This is a genomic window from Clostridium sp. (assembly GCF_018372875.1).
GTDB lineage: Bacteria > Bacillota > Clostridia > Clostridiales > Clostridiaceae > Clostridium.
The window spans coordinates 1-15,086 of the sequence record NZ_JAHAIF010000026.1 but is presented as its reverse complement, the minus strand read 5'-3'; the positions used below and the strand labels follow the sequence as shown (position 1 = coordinate 15,086).

The 15,086-nt window shown below is 29.0% G+C and carries 17 protein-coding genes; 8 read left to right on the top strand and 9 right to left on the bottom strand.

Annotated features, from left to right (window positions below):
• Window positions 1-58: 58 nt before the first annotated feature.
• Window positions 59-1,102, bottom strand: a complete 1,044-nt coding sequence (locus KIB46_RS09870) for an aldose epimerase family protein (RefSeq protein WP_291671593.1) — start codon at window positions 1,100-1,102, stop codon at window positions 59-61.
• A 202-nt stretch (window positions 1,103-1,304) separates the two neighbouring features.
• On the opposite strand from KIB46_RS09870, the gene KIB46_RS09865 reads away from it, so the two are divergent.
• From KIB46_RS09865 to KIB46_RS09845, 5 genes are all read left to right on the top strand, one after another.
• Window positions 1,305-2,477 (top strand): galactokinase, encoded by a 1,173-nt coding sequence (locus KIB46_RS09865; protein WP_156560906.1) that lies wholly within the window; start codon window positions 1,305-1,307, stop codon window positions 2,475-2,477.
• An 11-nt stretch (window positions 2,478-2,488) separates the two neighbouring features.
• Window positions 2,489-3,478, top strand: coding sequence for a UDP-glucose 4-epimerase GalE (gene galE / locus KIB46_RS09860; RefSeq protein ID WP_156560905.1), 990 nt, complete (start codon window positions 2,489-2,491; stop codon window positions 3,476-3,478).
• A 12-nt stretch (window positions 3,479-3,490) separates the two neighbouring features.
• Window positions 3,491-4,984 carry a UDP-glucose--hexose-1-phosphate uridylyltransferase gene (gene galT, locus KIB46_RS09855; protein ID WP_291671591.1) on the top strand — a complete coding sequence of 498 codons (1,494 nt, stop codon included), beginning with the start codon at window positions 3,491-3,493 and terminating at the stop codon, window positions 4,982-4,984.
• A 14-nt stretch (window positions 4,985-4,998) separates the two neighbouring features.
• On the top strand, window positions 4,999-6,012 hold the full coding sequence (locus KIB46_RS09850) for a LacI family DNA-binding transcriptional regulator (RefSeq protein ID WP_156560903.1): 1,014 nt from the start codon (window positions 4,999-5,001) through the stop codon (window positions 6,010-6,012).
• 137 nt (window positions 6,013-6,149) lie between these two features.
• Window positions 6,150-6,359 carry a cold-shock protein gene (locus tag KIB46_RS09845; RefSeq protein WP_156560902.1) on the top strand — a complete coding sequence of 70 codons (210 nt, stop codon included), beginning with the start codon at window positions 6,150-6,152 and terminating at the stop codon, window positions 6,357-6,359.
• A gap of 44 nt (window positions 6,360-6,403) precedes the next feature.
• Here KIB46_RS09845 and KIB46_RS09840 read toward each other — a convergent pair whose 3' ends face one another.
• The 5 genes from KIB46_RS09840 to KIB46_RS09820 form a co-directional block, all read right to left on the bottom strand.
• A complete protein-coding gene (locus KIB46_RS09840; RefSeq protein WP_291671587.1) occupies window positions 6,404-8,557 on the bottom strand; it encodes a sensor histidine kinase in 2,154 nt (717 codons plus the stop codon).
• A complete protein-coding gene (locus tag KIB46_RS09835; RefSeq protein ID WP_049179445.1) occupies window positions 8,532-9,236 on the bottom strand; it encodes a response regulator transcription factor in 705 nt (234 codons plus the stop codon). Before KIB46_RS09835 ends, KIB46_RS09840 begins: the two co-directional genes overlap by 26 nt.
• Before the next feature lie 111 nt (window positions 9,237-9,347).
• Window positions 9,348-9,962 carry a hypothetical protein gene (locus KIB46_RS09830; RefSeq protein ID WP_291671586.1) on the bottom strand — a complete coding sequence of 205 codons (615 nt, stop codon included), beginning with the start codon at window positions 9,960-9,962 and terminating at the stop codon, window positions 9,348-9,350.
• Window positions 9,943-11,169, bottom strand: coding sequence for a glycosyltransferase (locus KIB46_RS09825; protein WP_291671584.1), 1,227 nt, complete (start codon window positions 11,167-11,169; stop codon window positions 9,943-9,945). Before KIB46_RS09825 ends, KIB46_RS09830 begins: the two co-directional genes overlap by 20 nt.
• 12 nt (window positions 11,170-11,181) lie before the next feature.
• Window positions 11,182-11,697, bottom strand: a complete 516-nt coding sequence (locus KIB46_RS09820; RefSeq protein ID WP_291671582.1) for a DedA family protein — start codon at window positions 11,695-11,697, stop codon at window positions 11,182-11,184.
• A 193-nt stretch (window positions 11,698-11,890) separates the two neighbouring features.
• On the opposite strand from KIB46_RS09820, the gene KIB46_RS09815 reads away from it, so the two are divergent.
• Complete coding sequence (locus KIB46_RS09815) at window positions 11,891-12,076, top strand: hypothetical protein (RefSeq protein WP_027098217.1); 186 nt, start codon at window positions 11,891-11,893, stop codon at window positions 12,074-12,076.
• Between the two features lie 13 nt (window positions 12,077-12,089).
• Window positions 12,090-12,338, top strand: a complete 249-nt coding sequence (locus KIB46_RS09810; RefSeq protein ID WP_156560898.1) for a spore coat protein — start codon at window positions 12,090-12,092, stop codon at window positions 12,336-12,338.
• Between the two features lie 94 nt (window positions 12,339-12,432).
• On the opposite strand, the gene KIB46_RS09805 is transcribed toward KIB46_RS09810, so the two are convergent.
• The 3 genes from KIB46_RS09805 to KIB46_RS09795 all read right to left on the bottom strand — a co-directional run bounded on the left by KIB46_RS09805 (window position 12,433) and on the right by KIB46_RS09795 (window position 14,176).
• A complete protein-coding gene (locus KIB46_RS09805) occupies window positions 12,433-13,290 on the bottom strand; it encodes an NAD(P)/FAD-dependent oxidoreductase (protein ID WP_291671576.1) in 858 nt (285 codons plus the stop codon).
• 14 nt (window positions 13,291-13,304) lie between these two features.
• A complete protein-coding gene (gene trxA / locus KIB46_RS09800; protein ID WP_291671648.1) occupies window positions 13,305-13,619 on the bottom strand; it encodes a thioredoxin in 315 nt (104 codons plus the stop codon).
• Window positions 13,620-13,711: 92 nt separating this feature from the next.
• Window positions 13,712-14,176, bottom strand: a complete 465-nt coding sequence (locus tag KIB46_RS09795; RefSeq protein WP_291671574.1) for a GNAT family N-acetyltransferase — start codon at window positions 14,174-14,176, stop codon at window positions 13,712-13,714.
• Window positions 14,177-14,358: 182 nt separating this feature from the next.
• Between KIB46_RS09795 and KIB46_RS09790 the strand changes: the two genes are divergently transcribed.
• Window positions 14,359-14,583: an ABC transporter substrate-binding protein gene (locus KIB46_RS09790; protein ID WP_291671572.1), complete on the top strand. Its 225-nt coding sequence runs from the start codon at window positions 14,359-14,361 to the stop codon at window positions 14,581-14,583.
• Window positions 14,584-15,086: the final 503 nt, after the last annotated feature.

Here is a 15,086-nt window from a genome sequence, read left to right as displayed (position 1 = left end):
TGACTCCTATATTCAATAGAAGTCAGCCTTTTATTAAAAACAATATATTTATATTATATTAATTTATAAACTTAAAAATAGTTTTTGCTTTATATTCTTCTCCCTTTCTAAGTATTGATCCATCTAAAAAGGCTTCATTTTTTCCTATAGGCACACCCTGTGTCTCAAAACATATTCCATAATTTTTCTTTAGAAAACCACCACTATATAACTCCTTATTATCTTCTGGATAATTTGTGGTATATACAACAACAGCTTCTCTATCAGTATATACTTCCATAGTTCTACCAGATTCCTTATCTTCTAATCTTACCTTAACATTAACATTTTTATCTAAAATCCAAGGATGATCATATCCATTTCCCAATTTCAATTGATTATGTTCCCCATTTATATCTTTTCCTATTTCTTTAGGATTATTAAAGTCAAATTCAGTTCCATCAACATCTATCAATTTTCCTGATAAAGCTCCATCTTCTGTTATAGCAGCAAATTTATTAGATTTTATAGTTAGGACCTCATCTAAAACACTTCTCTTTAAGTCTCCAGATAAATTAAAATAAGAATGGTTGGTCATATTAAGCAGAGTATCTTTATCACTTGTCCCATAATACTCTATTGATAATTCATTATTATTATTTAAAGAATACTTTACCTTTAGAATAACATTTCCTGGATACCCTTCTTCTCCATCTTTACTTGCACATTCTAATATTAATCCAACTTCATCCTCATCATTATATTTAGTAACATTCCATAGCTTTTTATTAAATCCTATACTACCACCATGTAATGTGTTATTTCCCGAATTTCTTGATAACTCAAAGGTTTCTTTATTTATAGTAACCTTACCATCTGCAATTCTTCCTGCTGTTCTCCCCACCAAAGCTCCAGTATAAGCACTATCCCATGTATAGTCTTTATAATTTTTCCACCCTACAACTATATTTTCTAAAACTCCATTCCTATCTGGAACATATATCCCTGTTATAATCCCTCCTAAATTCAATATTTTAACTTCAATATTTTTATCATTTCCTAATGTATACTCATATACTTGTCCATTCTTATCTTCAAATACAAACTCTTCATTAATTCTCATAAATACCTCCTAAGAAATCGCTTTCTACTTTTTTTCTATAAATAATATATATTAATCTTCTTGTTTATATAATACTCTTTCAAAACTATCATTGTAAATACAATTATGTAAACAATTAATTAATTTCTTTTATTTAGCAAAAAAGTATTTACTTTTTTATAGTAATCGCTTACTATAAAAGTAAATAAAGGAGGGTATTAATATGGAACTTATTGAAAACTTAAAAAATGACTTTACTGAAATCTTTAACGAAAATCCAACTAACATTTATTTTTCACCTGGAAGAGTAAATTTAATTGGAGAGCATACAGATTACAACGGAGGAAATGTATTTCCATGTGCACTTTCTATAGGAACTTATGGACTAACTACAAAAAGAGATGATAAAAAGATTAGATTATATTCAAATAACTTTAAAGATATTGGAGTTATAGAATTTGATTTAGACCAACTTAAATTTGAAAAAGAACATGATTGGGCTAATTATCCAAAAGGTGTTATTAAAACCTTTAAAGACCATGGTTTTGATATTTCAAATGGATTTAACGTATTAGTATACGGAAATATCCCTAACGGTTCAGGGCTTTCATCATCAGCTTCCCTTGAATTATTAACTTCAATAATTCTTAAAGATAATTTCAATTTAGAAGTTGATATGGTTTCTATGGTTAAAATGAGCCAGGAAGCTGAAAATAAATTTATCGGAGTAAACTGTGGAATAATGGATCAGTTTGCTATTGGTATGGGAACTAAGGACTGTGCAATCTTACTTGACTGTAACACTTTAGAATATAGATACAGCAAAATCAATATGGATGGGTACAAGCTAGTAATAGGAAATACTAATAAAAAGCGTGGTCTTGTTGATTCAAAATACAACGAAAGAAGAGCTGAATGTGAAGAAGCATTAAGAATATTAAAGGAATATAAAACCATATCTTCTCTTGGTGAACTTACAGAAGAAGATTTTGAATCTTTAAAGGATAAAATAGAAAACCCTATCATTAGAAAAAGAGCTAAACATGCTGTATTAGAAAATATAAGAACTCTAAAAGCTGTAAAAACTTTAGAAAACAATGATATAAAAACTTTTGGTGAACTTATGAACCAATCTCATATTTCTTTAAGGGATGACTACGAAGTTACAGGAATTGAACTTGACACTTTAGTTGAAGCCGCTTGGGATCAAAAAGATAATGTTATAGGTTCGCGTATGACAGGAGCTGGCTTTGGTGGATGCACAATAAGCATAGTAAAAGAAGATGCTATTGATGAATTCATAAACTACTCTACTGAAAAATACGAAAAAATTATTGGATATAAACCTAGTTTCTATGTAGTAGATATTTCTGATGGAACTAGAAAGCTATTTTAGGAGGTTTTAGTATGTCAATATTAGTATGTGGTGGTGCTGGTTACATTGGTTCTCACACAGTTCATCAGCTTATAAAAAACAATGAAGATGTTGTAATTGTGGACAATCTTCAAACAGGACACTTAAAAGCAGTTAATCCAAAAGCTAAATTTTACAAAGGTGATATAAGAGATCATGATTTCTTAGACAAAGTATTTTCAGAAAATAAAATTGAGGCTGTAATACATTTCGCCGCAAACTCATTAGTTGGTGAAAGCATGACTAACCCATTACTTTACTTTAATAACAATGTATATGGAATGCAAGTATTACTTGAAAGTATGGTTAAACACAACATTGATAAAATTGTATTTTCATCCACAGCTGCTGTATATGGAGAACCTAAAAAAGTTCCTATTCTAGAAGATGATGAAACAAACCCAACCAATACTTATGGAGAAACAAAGCTTACAATGGAAAAAATGATGAAATGGGTAAATAAAGCTAATGGAATTAAATTTGTTTCCCTAAGATATTTCAATGTTGCAGGTGCTTTAGAAGATGGTAGTATTGGAGAAGACCACTCACCAGAAACTCATCTTATACCATTAATACTTCAAGTACCTTTAAAGAAACGTGAACACATTACAGTATTTGGAGATGATTATCCAACAGAAGATGGTACATGTATCCGTGACTATATCCATGTTTTAGATCTTGCAGATGCACATATAAAAGCCCTTAACTATTTAAGAGCTGGAAATGAGAGCAATATCTTTAACCTTGGAAACGGTAAAGGCTTCTCTGTAAAAGAAATGATAGATGCAACAAAAGAAGCTACCGGTGAAGAAATAAAGGTTGTCTTAGGAGAAAGAAGAGCTGGTGACCCTGCTGTACTTATAGCTTCAAGTGAAAAGGCTCATAATCTTCTTAACTGGCAACCTAAATATACTAACGTTAAAGACATTATAAAAACAGCATGGACATGGCATTCTCAAAATCCAAAGGGATTTAATGATTAAGGAGGTTTTATTATGATAAACCGTGAGATAAATCGACTTATAAATTTTGCTCTTCAAAAAGGTTTAATCTCAGAAGAAGATAGAATATATTCAATAAACATGCTACTTGGAACTTTAAATCTAAATGAATTCGAAGAGGAAAATATTGATGAAACTTTAGATAATCCTACAGAAATTTTAGAAAATATTTTAGACTACGCAGTTTCAAAAAATATGATTGAAAACTCAACTACAGAAAGAGATTTATTTGATACAAAAGTAATGAACTGTGTTATGCCTAGACCTTCTGAAGTAATTAATACCTTCTTAAGGCTATATAAAGAAGATCCAAAGCATGCAACTGATTACTATTTTGATTTAAGTATTGCTTCTAATTATATTAGAAAAGAAAGAACCGATAAAAATATAGTATGGAAAACCTCTACCCCTTATGGTGATTTAGATATAACAATTAATCTTTCGAAGCCGGAAAAAGATCCAAAGGAGATAGCCAAAGCTAAACTTCAAAAAGCTTCATCTTATCCAAAATGTTTACTATGTAAGGAAAATGAAGGTTTCTATGGAAACCTAAATCATCCAGCAAGACAAACTCATAGGATAATTCCATTAAATCTTAATGATACTAAATGGTTCTTACAATACTCACCTTATACTTATTATAATGAGCATTGTATCGTACTAAACAGTGAGCATATTCCTATGAAAATAAATAGAACTACTTTTGAAAATCTTTTAGGATTTGTAGAACAATTTCCACATTACTTTGTAGGATCAAATGCAGATTTACCAATAGTTGGAGGGTCAATTTTATCACATGACCACTACCAAGGTGGAAGATATACTTTTGCAATGGAGAATGCATTATTAGAAAAATCTTATGTCATTCCAGGTTATGAAAAAGTAACTGTTGGACGTTTAAAATGGCCAATGTCTGTAGTTAGATTAGTAAGTGACAATAAGGATGATTTATTAAACTTAGCTGACCATATTCTATCTACTTGGAGAAAATACTCAGATGCTACTGTAGATATTCTAAGTAACACTAATAACGAACCACATAATACTATAACTCCAATAGCTAGATATAAAAATAATAAGTATGAGCTAGACTTAGTTTTAAGAAACAATAGAACTAGTGAAAAATATCCACTTGGTCTTTTCCACCCTCATGAAGAAGTTCATCATATTAAGAAAGAAAACATTGGTTTAATTGAAGTTATGGGACTTGCCGTTTTACCTGCTAGATTAAAAAATGAGCTTAATATAATTAAGAATGCTCTTTTAGATGGTGAAAAAGATATCTCTACTAATGAAATTGTTTCTAAACACGCTAAGTGGTATAATTACATCATTAATAAATACTCATCATTCACAGAAGATACTATAATGGAAATTTTAAAAGAAGAAGTTGGACTAAAATTCCAAGAAGTATTAACTCATGCAGGTGTATTTAAAAGGGATGAAAAAGGATTAGAAGCCTTTGATAAATTTATAAAAACATTGTAAGGTGGAATAACTCTATGAACATAACTATCACTGAAGTAGCAAAAAAGGCAAATACCTCTGTGGCTACTGTATCAAGGGTAATGAATGGAAATTATCCTGTTAAAGAAGAAACTAAGAAAAGAGTTCTTAAGGCAATTGAAGAACTAAACTATATACCCAACATACAAGCAAGGGAACTTACTCGAAGAAAATCAACTACAATAGGTGTAATAGTTCCTAGTTTAACTAACTTATTCTTCCCAAGCGTTGTATACGGGATAGAATCAGAATTAAAAAAACATTCTTTATCCATTATATTAATGACCACATCTAATGATAAAGATGAAGAAAAAAAATGTATTAATAATCTGCTTGCTCGAAACGTTGCAGGTATTATAGTGGTTGACCCTACTACATCAAATATTAAAAATAAGTTTTATAACGAATTATCTAAAAAGATACCATTTGTTTTTATAAATGGTTATACAACTGTTCCCAATATATCATCAGTTTCAAATGATGAATCTATGGGATGCAAATTAGCCTTAAGATATCTACTTGATAACAATCACAGAAACATTTTATTTATTCGTGGTAAAGATAGTTATTCTTATGATGTTAAGGAAGAGGTTTATAAAACAGTCATGATGGATATTGATAACTTCCATCCTGAAAATATTATAAATATAGGTGAAGGTAACAGCTTAACAACCGTAGATAGTACAACATCTATGCTGGTAGAACTTTTACCTAAGTTAAATGTAACATCTATATTTGCTTGTAACGACCTTATGGGGGTTGGAGCAATAAATGCTTGTAAAAAGTTAAATATAGAGATACCTAAGGATTTATCTATTATTGGATATGATAATATTCAATTAAGTAGCCTTATGGAACCAAAACTTACTACTATGGATCAAAACATGCACCTACTTGGAACTAACGCTGCAAGCTTAATTAAAGATAAAATTGATTGTAACAATGAATATAGCAAAAGAATTATTTTGAACAATACCTTAGTAGAAAGAGATACAGTTAAAAAAATATAACTTTAAGGGATATACATTACTATTAGTCATGTATATCCCTTAATTTTATTCTCAACATTATTGATTTTGTAACATAATTATTTTCTTCTAAAGGAATACTAACTAAGACACCATAAAATAAGGAGAGATAATTAAAAATGGCAAGTATAACAGGAATAGTAAAATGGTATAATCAAGAAAAAGGATATGGATTTATTTCTTGTAATGATGGAAAAGATGTTTTTGTTCATCATTCTCAAATAAAAGAAAAGGGTTCAGAAAAAGATTTACATGAAGGTGAAAGTGTATCCTTTGATATACAGGAAGGCGAAAAAGGTCCTATGGCAGTAAATATTCACAAACTATAATTAATAAATAGTAAAAAGGAAGTTGGGTTACAACTTCCTTTTTACTATTTATTAAAATCAATTTTCACTTTAAATAAATCTCCATCTATTTCAATGTTAAAACTTCCACCTTGTAGTTCAACAAAACTCTTTGATATTGCAAGTCCAAGACCTGACCCCTCAGTATTTCTAGATCTATCTCCTCTTGCAAATCTTTCAACTATCTCTTCTGCCGTAAAATCCATCTCATTAGCAGACATATTCTTTAATATAATAGATACATTATCCTCTTCGTTTATAATATCAATAAAGACTCTAGAATTTGGCATTGCATATTTAACTATATTAATCAATAGATTTTCAAATACTCTAAATGTCTTTTGACTATCTAATTTTATAATTACCTTTTCATTAGGTAAATTCCATTTGAATTTCAGTGATGATTCTTCAATTTTATCACTTAATTCAAACTGTGTTTGCTTCATTAACTCTACTATATCCACATCTACTATATTAAGCTGAATATTTTTACTAGTAGCTTTGCTCATCTCAAATAGGTCTTCAATTAAGTTCTTAAGCCTTTGAGATTTTCTCTCTATTGTTTCTATATATGATTTTCTCTCTTCTTCTGTAATTTTTTCATTCTTTAATAAATCAACATAAGTTATTATTGAAGTCAATGGTGTCTTTAAATCATGAGAAACGTTTGATATAAGTTCAGTTTTTAATCTTTGACTTTTTACTTCTTCCTCTACAGCCTTTTTAAATCCTGATTGAATCTTTTCTAGTTCCCCTTTTAGTGGATTAAATAACCCTAAATCTTCCTTTATTTCTACATCTAGATTTCCTTCCGCAATTTTATTAGTTGCTTCAAGCAAAATACTATACTTTTGTTTTACTTCATCAAAATACTTCTTTAGGACAAAGAACAACACTATTGTATAAGCTATTGATATTCCTATACCAAAAAACCAAATACTGCACATTATACTTAATACAATAAAATTTACACCTAATATTTTTATAAGAGTCTTATTTGATTTATCGTTTAAATCTATTTCTATAAGTCTGTTATAACCTTCCTTAATCCAGCCTTTAGATTTTAATAATAGTATTCCTATTAATGATTTAGTTTTAAAATACTCTTTAACTCCAACATAAAAAATATTTTTTACAGATATTATAGCTAAGTAAATTCCATATATAACAATTGACAAACATAGTATATTACCCAACATAAATATTATTTCTGATGTTCTTTGGGATGCCCCTATACTATTCATTATCTCTATAAAGTTTCTAATATTATTTCCATATTCATATACTAACATTGGTAATAAAGCTATTAGTGAAATCATACAAGTCAATAAAACCACTAAAATTTCAAATGGTATTCTTAATATTTTTTTTATGCCAATACATCTACTCCATATTTTTGAAGGAGTAAATAATGCTAAAATAATTATTATTACAGCTAATGCTCCACCATATAATAAAGAAATATCACCATATGTACTTATGTCACTATTTTCTATACGGTAACTAATAGGATCATCATATTCTAAGACCTTAGGTATTCCATAAGCAATAGTGACATCCTTAGGACCACTTACAATTAAACTTCCACTATCACTATAATAGTTCCATTCTAGATCATAAAATAAATTTGTAATAAAACCTTTATCTGCACCTTTAATATCTACTATCTTATAGTTACCATCTTCATCATATTTAACAACTATGTAATATCCATAATACTCATCTTCACTTATTACTTCACCTTTTGCTATCTTTTTAATATTATCTTCACCTTTAGAAATTTCAAAACCACTTTTATTATTTATAATTATATAATCAAGATTTTTTATTCCTTTTTTAAGTCGATCTTCAGCATTATATACTTTTTGATCTATATATTCTTTATACTCATTTCTATCATAGTTTTCATTTTCTCTATCTTTAATAAAAATATCAGAAGGTACTATGTTTTTATCATTTTCTTTTTCAAGTAAATTTTTATATAAAACCATACTACTATCGTACATATATTTTTGAAGAGAATAATCTATATATGAATTTACAGATAAAGATTTCTCTTTAGCCACACTAACCATTTTAGGGTAAAGACTTACCATACCTATTGATATTGCTAAAATAATAATTCCTACTATTACACTTAATAATAAACTTTTCTTATTGTTTTTCAATTTTGTATCCAACTCCCCACACCACCTTTAAATACTTTGGATTCTTAGGATTAATTTCTATCTTCTCTCGTATGTTTCTTATATGAACCATTATGGTATCAGTATTTATTGCTTGTTCATTCCACACTCTTTCATATATCTCTTCTGACGAAAATACTCTTCCTGCATTTTTCATAAGTAGATGCAATATCTTAAATTCTATAGGGGTCATTTTTACTTGATTTCCATCTACAGTAACTTCTACTCTATCAACACTAAGTTCAAGACCTCCTATTGAAAACACATTTTCCTCAATTTCTTTATTGCCAACCAACTTCAAATATTTAGAGTATCTTCTAAGCTGAGAATTTACCCTTGCAAGTAACTCTAATGGCGTAAATGGCTTTGTTACGTAATCATCTGCACCAATATTAAGACCTGTTATTTTATCAAAATCCTCAGATTTAGCTGATAACATAATTACAGGAAAATCATGATTTTCTCTAAGCTTCATTGTCATTTGGATACCATCCATCTTAGGCATCATTATATCTACAATAGCTAAATGTATCTCTTCTCTATCTATTATCTCTAAACCTTCTATTCCATTTGATCCTTTAAATACCCTATATCCTTGATTCTTTAGATATATCTCTATTGCATCTGCAATTTCCTTTTCATCCTCTACAACTAAAACATTATATGTATTCATAGCAATACCTCTTTTCTTATTAAATACATAATAAAGATATCATTTATCACCTATTAATTAAAGTGTAAGTAATATTACTAAAGATAATCTCTAGACAAATCTAAAGAATTTCTAAAGAAACTTCTTTAACTCTTTAGAATATTCTCTATATCCTCTTAAATCATCCTTTGTTACCACTCCAAAATTTACAGTATTTATTCTTATCCTTGTAAATGGTAGTGGTATTGAATATTTATCCCATCTTTTATTTAAGGATATCTTATTAGAATAATCTATTTTAAATCCTATTAATTCTTTACCAGATTCATTTGATAACAAAGGTGCTATTTTCTTTGGTTCATGGAAGGGTCCTAATGGTCCATCAAGAGCAATGGCTAAAGTTCCATTTTCCTTCTTACTTTCTGTCTTAAGTTCTTTTAAAAACCCCTTCATCTTTATACCATCTGGCATTCTTAGTGCTTTCCCTCCATAATAATTCAGGATATTCTCAATATAATCTCCTCTTTTATCAGCAGTAACTACAACCTTTAAATCTATATCCTTTGATATTAATTTATTAATTGCTAAATTCATAACATAACTGTCACCATGCCAAAATCCAATTATACTGTTTGTAAAATCTTTTATCTCTCCTTCATATTCAATATCACTTGTTTTCCATATTAATCTTAAATAGCTTATATAAACATTACTAAGTAACCTATCCCTATCCCATTTTAAGTGCATACTCTTGTCCCCTTCTATAACATTCTAATATTACCTCTTCGTAATAATGTAGGGCCAATTTAGCAACTTTAGAGTCAGAGTATTCTTTTGATGTTCTAAAAGCTCCATCTTTAAGTTTCACCCTTAGATTATTGTTCATTATAATATCCCATATCCTATTAGCCCAATCCTCTTCGTTCCCAGTTGTCATGTATCCATTAACACCATTCTCTACTACATCCATTACACCTGAAGCTTTAACTGCTACTACAGGGATCTTTGATGCCATAGCTTCAAGAATAACTATTCCCTGAGTTTCTGACTTTGACGAAAAAAGAAACAAATCACATGCACCGTAATACTCTTTTATCTTTTTATTATCAACTTTTCCTATAAAGGTAATATTATTATGAAGACCTAATCTCTGAACTCTTTCTTCTAGCTCTTTCTTTAATGGACCATCACCAATAACCATAGTATTAAAGCAATCACCTATTTTATTTTTTAGTTCTAGTAATCCATCTATAAAAAAGTGTAAGTTTTTCTCTTTACTAAGCCTTGAAACAGTACAAAACAAATACTTATTATCTCTAATATACTTATTTCTTACTTCCCTGCTTCCCTCTTTATTTTCATTAAAGTATTCATCTTCTAGTCCAGTTGGTAATACTTTCACCTTACTTTCTGCACCCCTTTGTAACAAATATTCCTTCATTGTTTCAGTAGGTGCAAATACCAAGTCACACCTATTAACAAAGTTTCTTATTCTATTAGGCACAAATTTTTCTTTACTATAATTTAAAATTTTATCCCCTACTTTATCTCCACTACTTTCTAATAATTTGAAAGGTTTTAAAAAATGTAAATATTCTTCATACCTTGTATGATAAGTATATACAACTGGAATATTATATTTTTTCCCTAAATACCGAGCTATATTGCCTAATAACATTGGATGATGCACATGTATAATATCGAACTTTAAAGCTTTAAACTTTTTCTCTATTTCTATATCAAATATATTTGGAAGTACAACTCCTCCTGATATTTTTCCTTTTAAGGATTTATATCTTATTACAAATTCCTCATCACACTGATTATCATAAGTTGGAGCAAATATATAAACTTCATGTCCAAGACTTCTTAAAGACTTAGACAATCTTTCTATTGATATTGGAACTCCTCCAACAAAAGGTTTATAGTTATTTGTCAACATTGCAATTCTCATTTTATCTCCTCCCTATAAAAAGGTTAGTTTTTGAAATACAGCTTCACCAAATATATATCCCGAACCTATAAATATTGAATTCCACACCAATATTCCTAAGCTAGCACTCCAAAAATACTTCATAAAATCAATTTTTAGTACTCCAGCTGGAATCTCTATTAATGTCCTTGCCATAGGTATTAGCTTACTTATAAAAACTCCTATACTTCCCTTTTGTCTTAAATAGTCTAGTTTGCTATTTATCATCTTTTCTTGATTAGGAAACGTCTGTATTAACTTATTTAAAAATATTTCTCCCCCTATTCTTCCTATGAAATAAAGAACTAAACTGCCCAAAAGTCCAGCTATTACTGATATAAAAATAGCTGTAAAAAAACCTACTCTTTCATTAGCTGCCCACACACCTGCCAGAGGCATTACTATACCAGCTGCTAAACCTGGTACATTTAGATATTCAAGAAAAATTATTATAAAGAAAACTATTATCCCATATTGTGAAAAATAATTTGTTAACATTTCAATATTCATGATCTTATCTCCTTCTCTTTTGTTATGTCTTTATTCTAAAACTTATTTCTTATATATATCTTGTGAAAAAACTAAAGAAAAACTTAAGAGATATAAAAAAAAGTTTAAGGATAATGCTCCAAGTTTTTTATGTATAAATCGATAGTGAATTGTAAAAGTTAATATTGAAGTTTTTTTGAAGGGAGATATAACTATGGCTAACTTAAATCAATTAGAGCTACAAAACTTACGTCATTTAATTGGAGCTCACTGCACTATTGAGAAGAAGTTAAACTTCTATGCTCAACAATGTACTGACCCTCAATTAAAACAAATCCTTACAAAAGATGCACAAGATGCAAAAACAAACAAAGATAAATTAATGACTTTCTTAGGATAGGAGGAATGTAAAAATGCAAGAAAAAGAAATGATTAGCGATTACCTTGCTGGATTAAATGCTAGTTTAGCAGGATATGGTGGAATAATTTCTCAAACTGAGAACGAACAACTTCGTCAACAAATAATAACTATGAGAAATCTAGATGAAACTCGCCAATATAATTTATTTAAAATAGCTAAAGAAAAAGGATATTATATTCCTGCACAACCTGCTACTCCTGAAGAAATAGCAACTGTAAAACAAGAAATGTCTCAAGGTTAATATAAAAGGACTAAATTAAAATACTTATAATTTTAATTTAGTCCTTTATATATATAAATTCTAATTATGATATTTTTTCAATTTTCTCAAATTATTATCTTCCATCTAAATATGCAACTGCTGATAGTGATGCTATATTCCCTTCACCAGCAGCTTTTATATATTGATATGGTTTTCCAACGCAATCTCCTGCTGCAAAGCATCCTTTTAAATTTGTTCTCATATGATTATCAACCATTATATGTCCATCTATTTCTAGAAGTCCAGGTACAAGTTGAGATGGAGAAATTGCATCCCTCAAAAAAAATACTCCATCAGTATCTATTTTATTATTTTTTAATAATATTTTTTTAACTTTATCATCACCTACAATTTCCATAGGTTTATCCTTTACCACTTCTATATTACTATTAATTCTATATTCTCCATTATATAATGGAATATAATACACTCTCTTAGCTAATTCAGATACATAATTTGCATCTCTTTCTCCTTCTTCGTTAGAAGATACTATTACTACATCCTTGCCACTATAAAGAGGAGCATCACAGGTTGCGCAGTATCCTACCCCCCTACCTAAAAACTCTAACTCTCCTTTTATAGGCTTTGAGAATTCCACTCCTGTAGCAAGTATTATGGTTCTTGCTTCATACATCTTATCATTTACCATTAATGCAAAATAATCACCCATTGAATAAATATTATTTATTCTCTCTTCTGTAATCTCTATTCCCATTGATTTTATATGCTCTTTAAAAGCCATTCCCATTTCTTTACCACTCATATTAGGAAATCCTAAAAAATTATTTATCTTAGGAGCTTTTGCTATTTTAGAACTTAAATTATTACTTCCAAATAACACAAATGATTTATTTCTTATTTTAGCATTTAATGCAGCTGACAATCCTGCAGGGCCTGTTCCAATTATAGCTATATCATAACGTTCCTGCAATTTTTACACTTCCTCTACATAATCATTTGAATAATATTTTCTAATGTTTCTTTAGGTTGGAAGCCTACTTTTGTAGCTACCTCTCTTCCATCCTTGAATATCTTTATTGTAGGAACACTTTGAACCCCATAATTCATAGCCAATCTCCTACTTTCATCTATATCTACTTTAACTACTTTTATATTCCCCATTTCATTATCTATTCTTTCAAGTACTGGCGAAAGCATCTTACAAGGACCGCACCAAGTTGCATAAAAATCAACAATTACCACTCCACTTTGGTTTAAAACTTCTGAATCAAATTCTCTTGTATTTATATATCTCATTATTTTATATCCTCCTAATTAATATACTTCTATAAACTCTCATATTAATATTTATATGAAATAAATGTTAATTAGGCACATATAAAAATATATATTTATAACTTATATTCCATAACTTTATTTTTTTCAGCCATCCCTATGCTTTCATAAAAATTTATTGCTTCTTTATTAAAGGACCATACCATAAGTTCTAAACTTACAGCTCCCTTTTCTCTTAATCTAAACATAATTTCATCACACAGCTTTTTTCCTATACCTCTTTTCCTACAACTTTCCTCTACACATAACACATCTAAGTATCCAACTTTTCTATCTTTTAGTAACGAATGATTTGAAACTTCCTTTATACTTGCCATGCATAAACCTAAAACCTCATTGTTTTCTTCTGATAATATTGATATACAATGGTTATCTTCTAAGATATTTATGAACTCATTCTTCGACATAGGATTAGACTCTTTATAAATATCCTTCCTATTTTCTAAATGGAGATTATGTACCTGATACATCAATTTACTTACTTCCTTAAAATCCTCTAAAACCATATCTCGTATTTTCATAATAACTCCTCTCATAAATAATTTAAATTACAATTGTTATATTAAAATTATATCGCATTTATCTATTATAAATTTTCTATTACTATTTTTATTTTCCATCTTTCTTTAACACTCTGACATTATCCGTCATAATATACATCATAAAGCATCTTTAGTAATCATTAAGGAGAGGACATACGAACATGAGAAAAAAATCAAAACTAGCACTTTTCTTGGCACTTGTTTTTACTATTAGTTGTTCTTTGATTGGTTGTGGCAAGAAAGAAGAAAAATCAGAGCTACAAAAAGTTCGTCTTAACGAAGTAGTTCGTTCTGTATTCTATGCTCCAATGTATGTTGCTATAAGCGAAGGTTTCTTTGAAGAGGAAGGACTAGAAATAGATCTTTCAACCGGACAAGCAATATAAAGTCACATGCGACTTTTAAGGAAGTATTCTCCAATACATCTAAAAATATTGATATTGAAACTTTAAAATTTCTTCCTGAAAATACCATAGAGGAAAAGAGTACTAAAGTTAGAAAGCTACATAATATGGATAGAAATATATTTTGTAGAGAATTAAAAATGGAGCTTAATGATTTATATAATTGGGAGCATGATTTAGTTATACCTAGTGCTAAATCTATAAAAAAGATATGTGATTATTTTAAAATTGAACTATCCTAACTACTACAATCTATTTTTTAAAGATTGTCCAAAGAAATCCATATGTCCCATGATTAGTGGGATAGGCAGAGCAAAGGATCGAGTAGGAGGTAGATAATTATTTTATCTACCGACCTCTCACACCACCAGTACGTACCGTTCGGTCAATGTCGTCAACTTAGTAAATTAAGACAGGTAAAAATATACTTATATCTAATTATTTTTATTTGAGTTATTTAAATTTTTCTTAAAAAATGGTACACT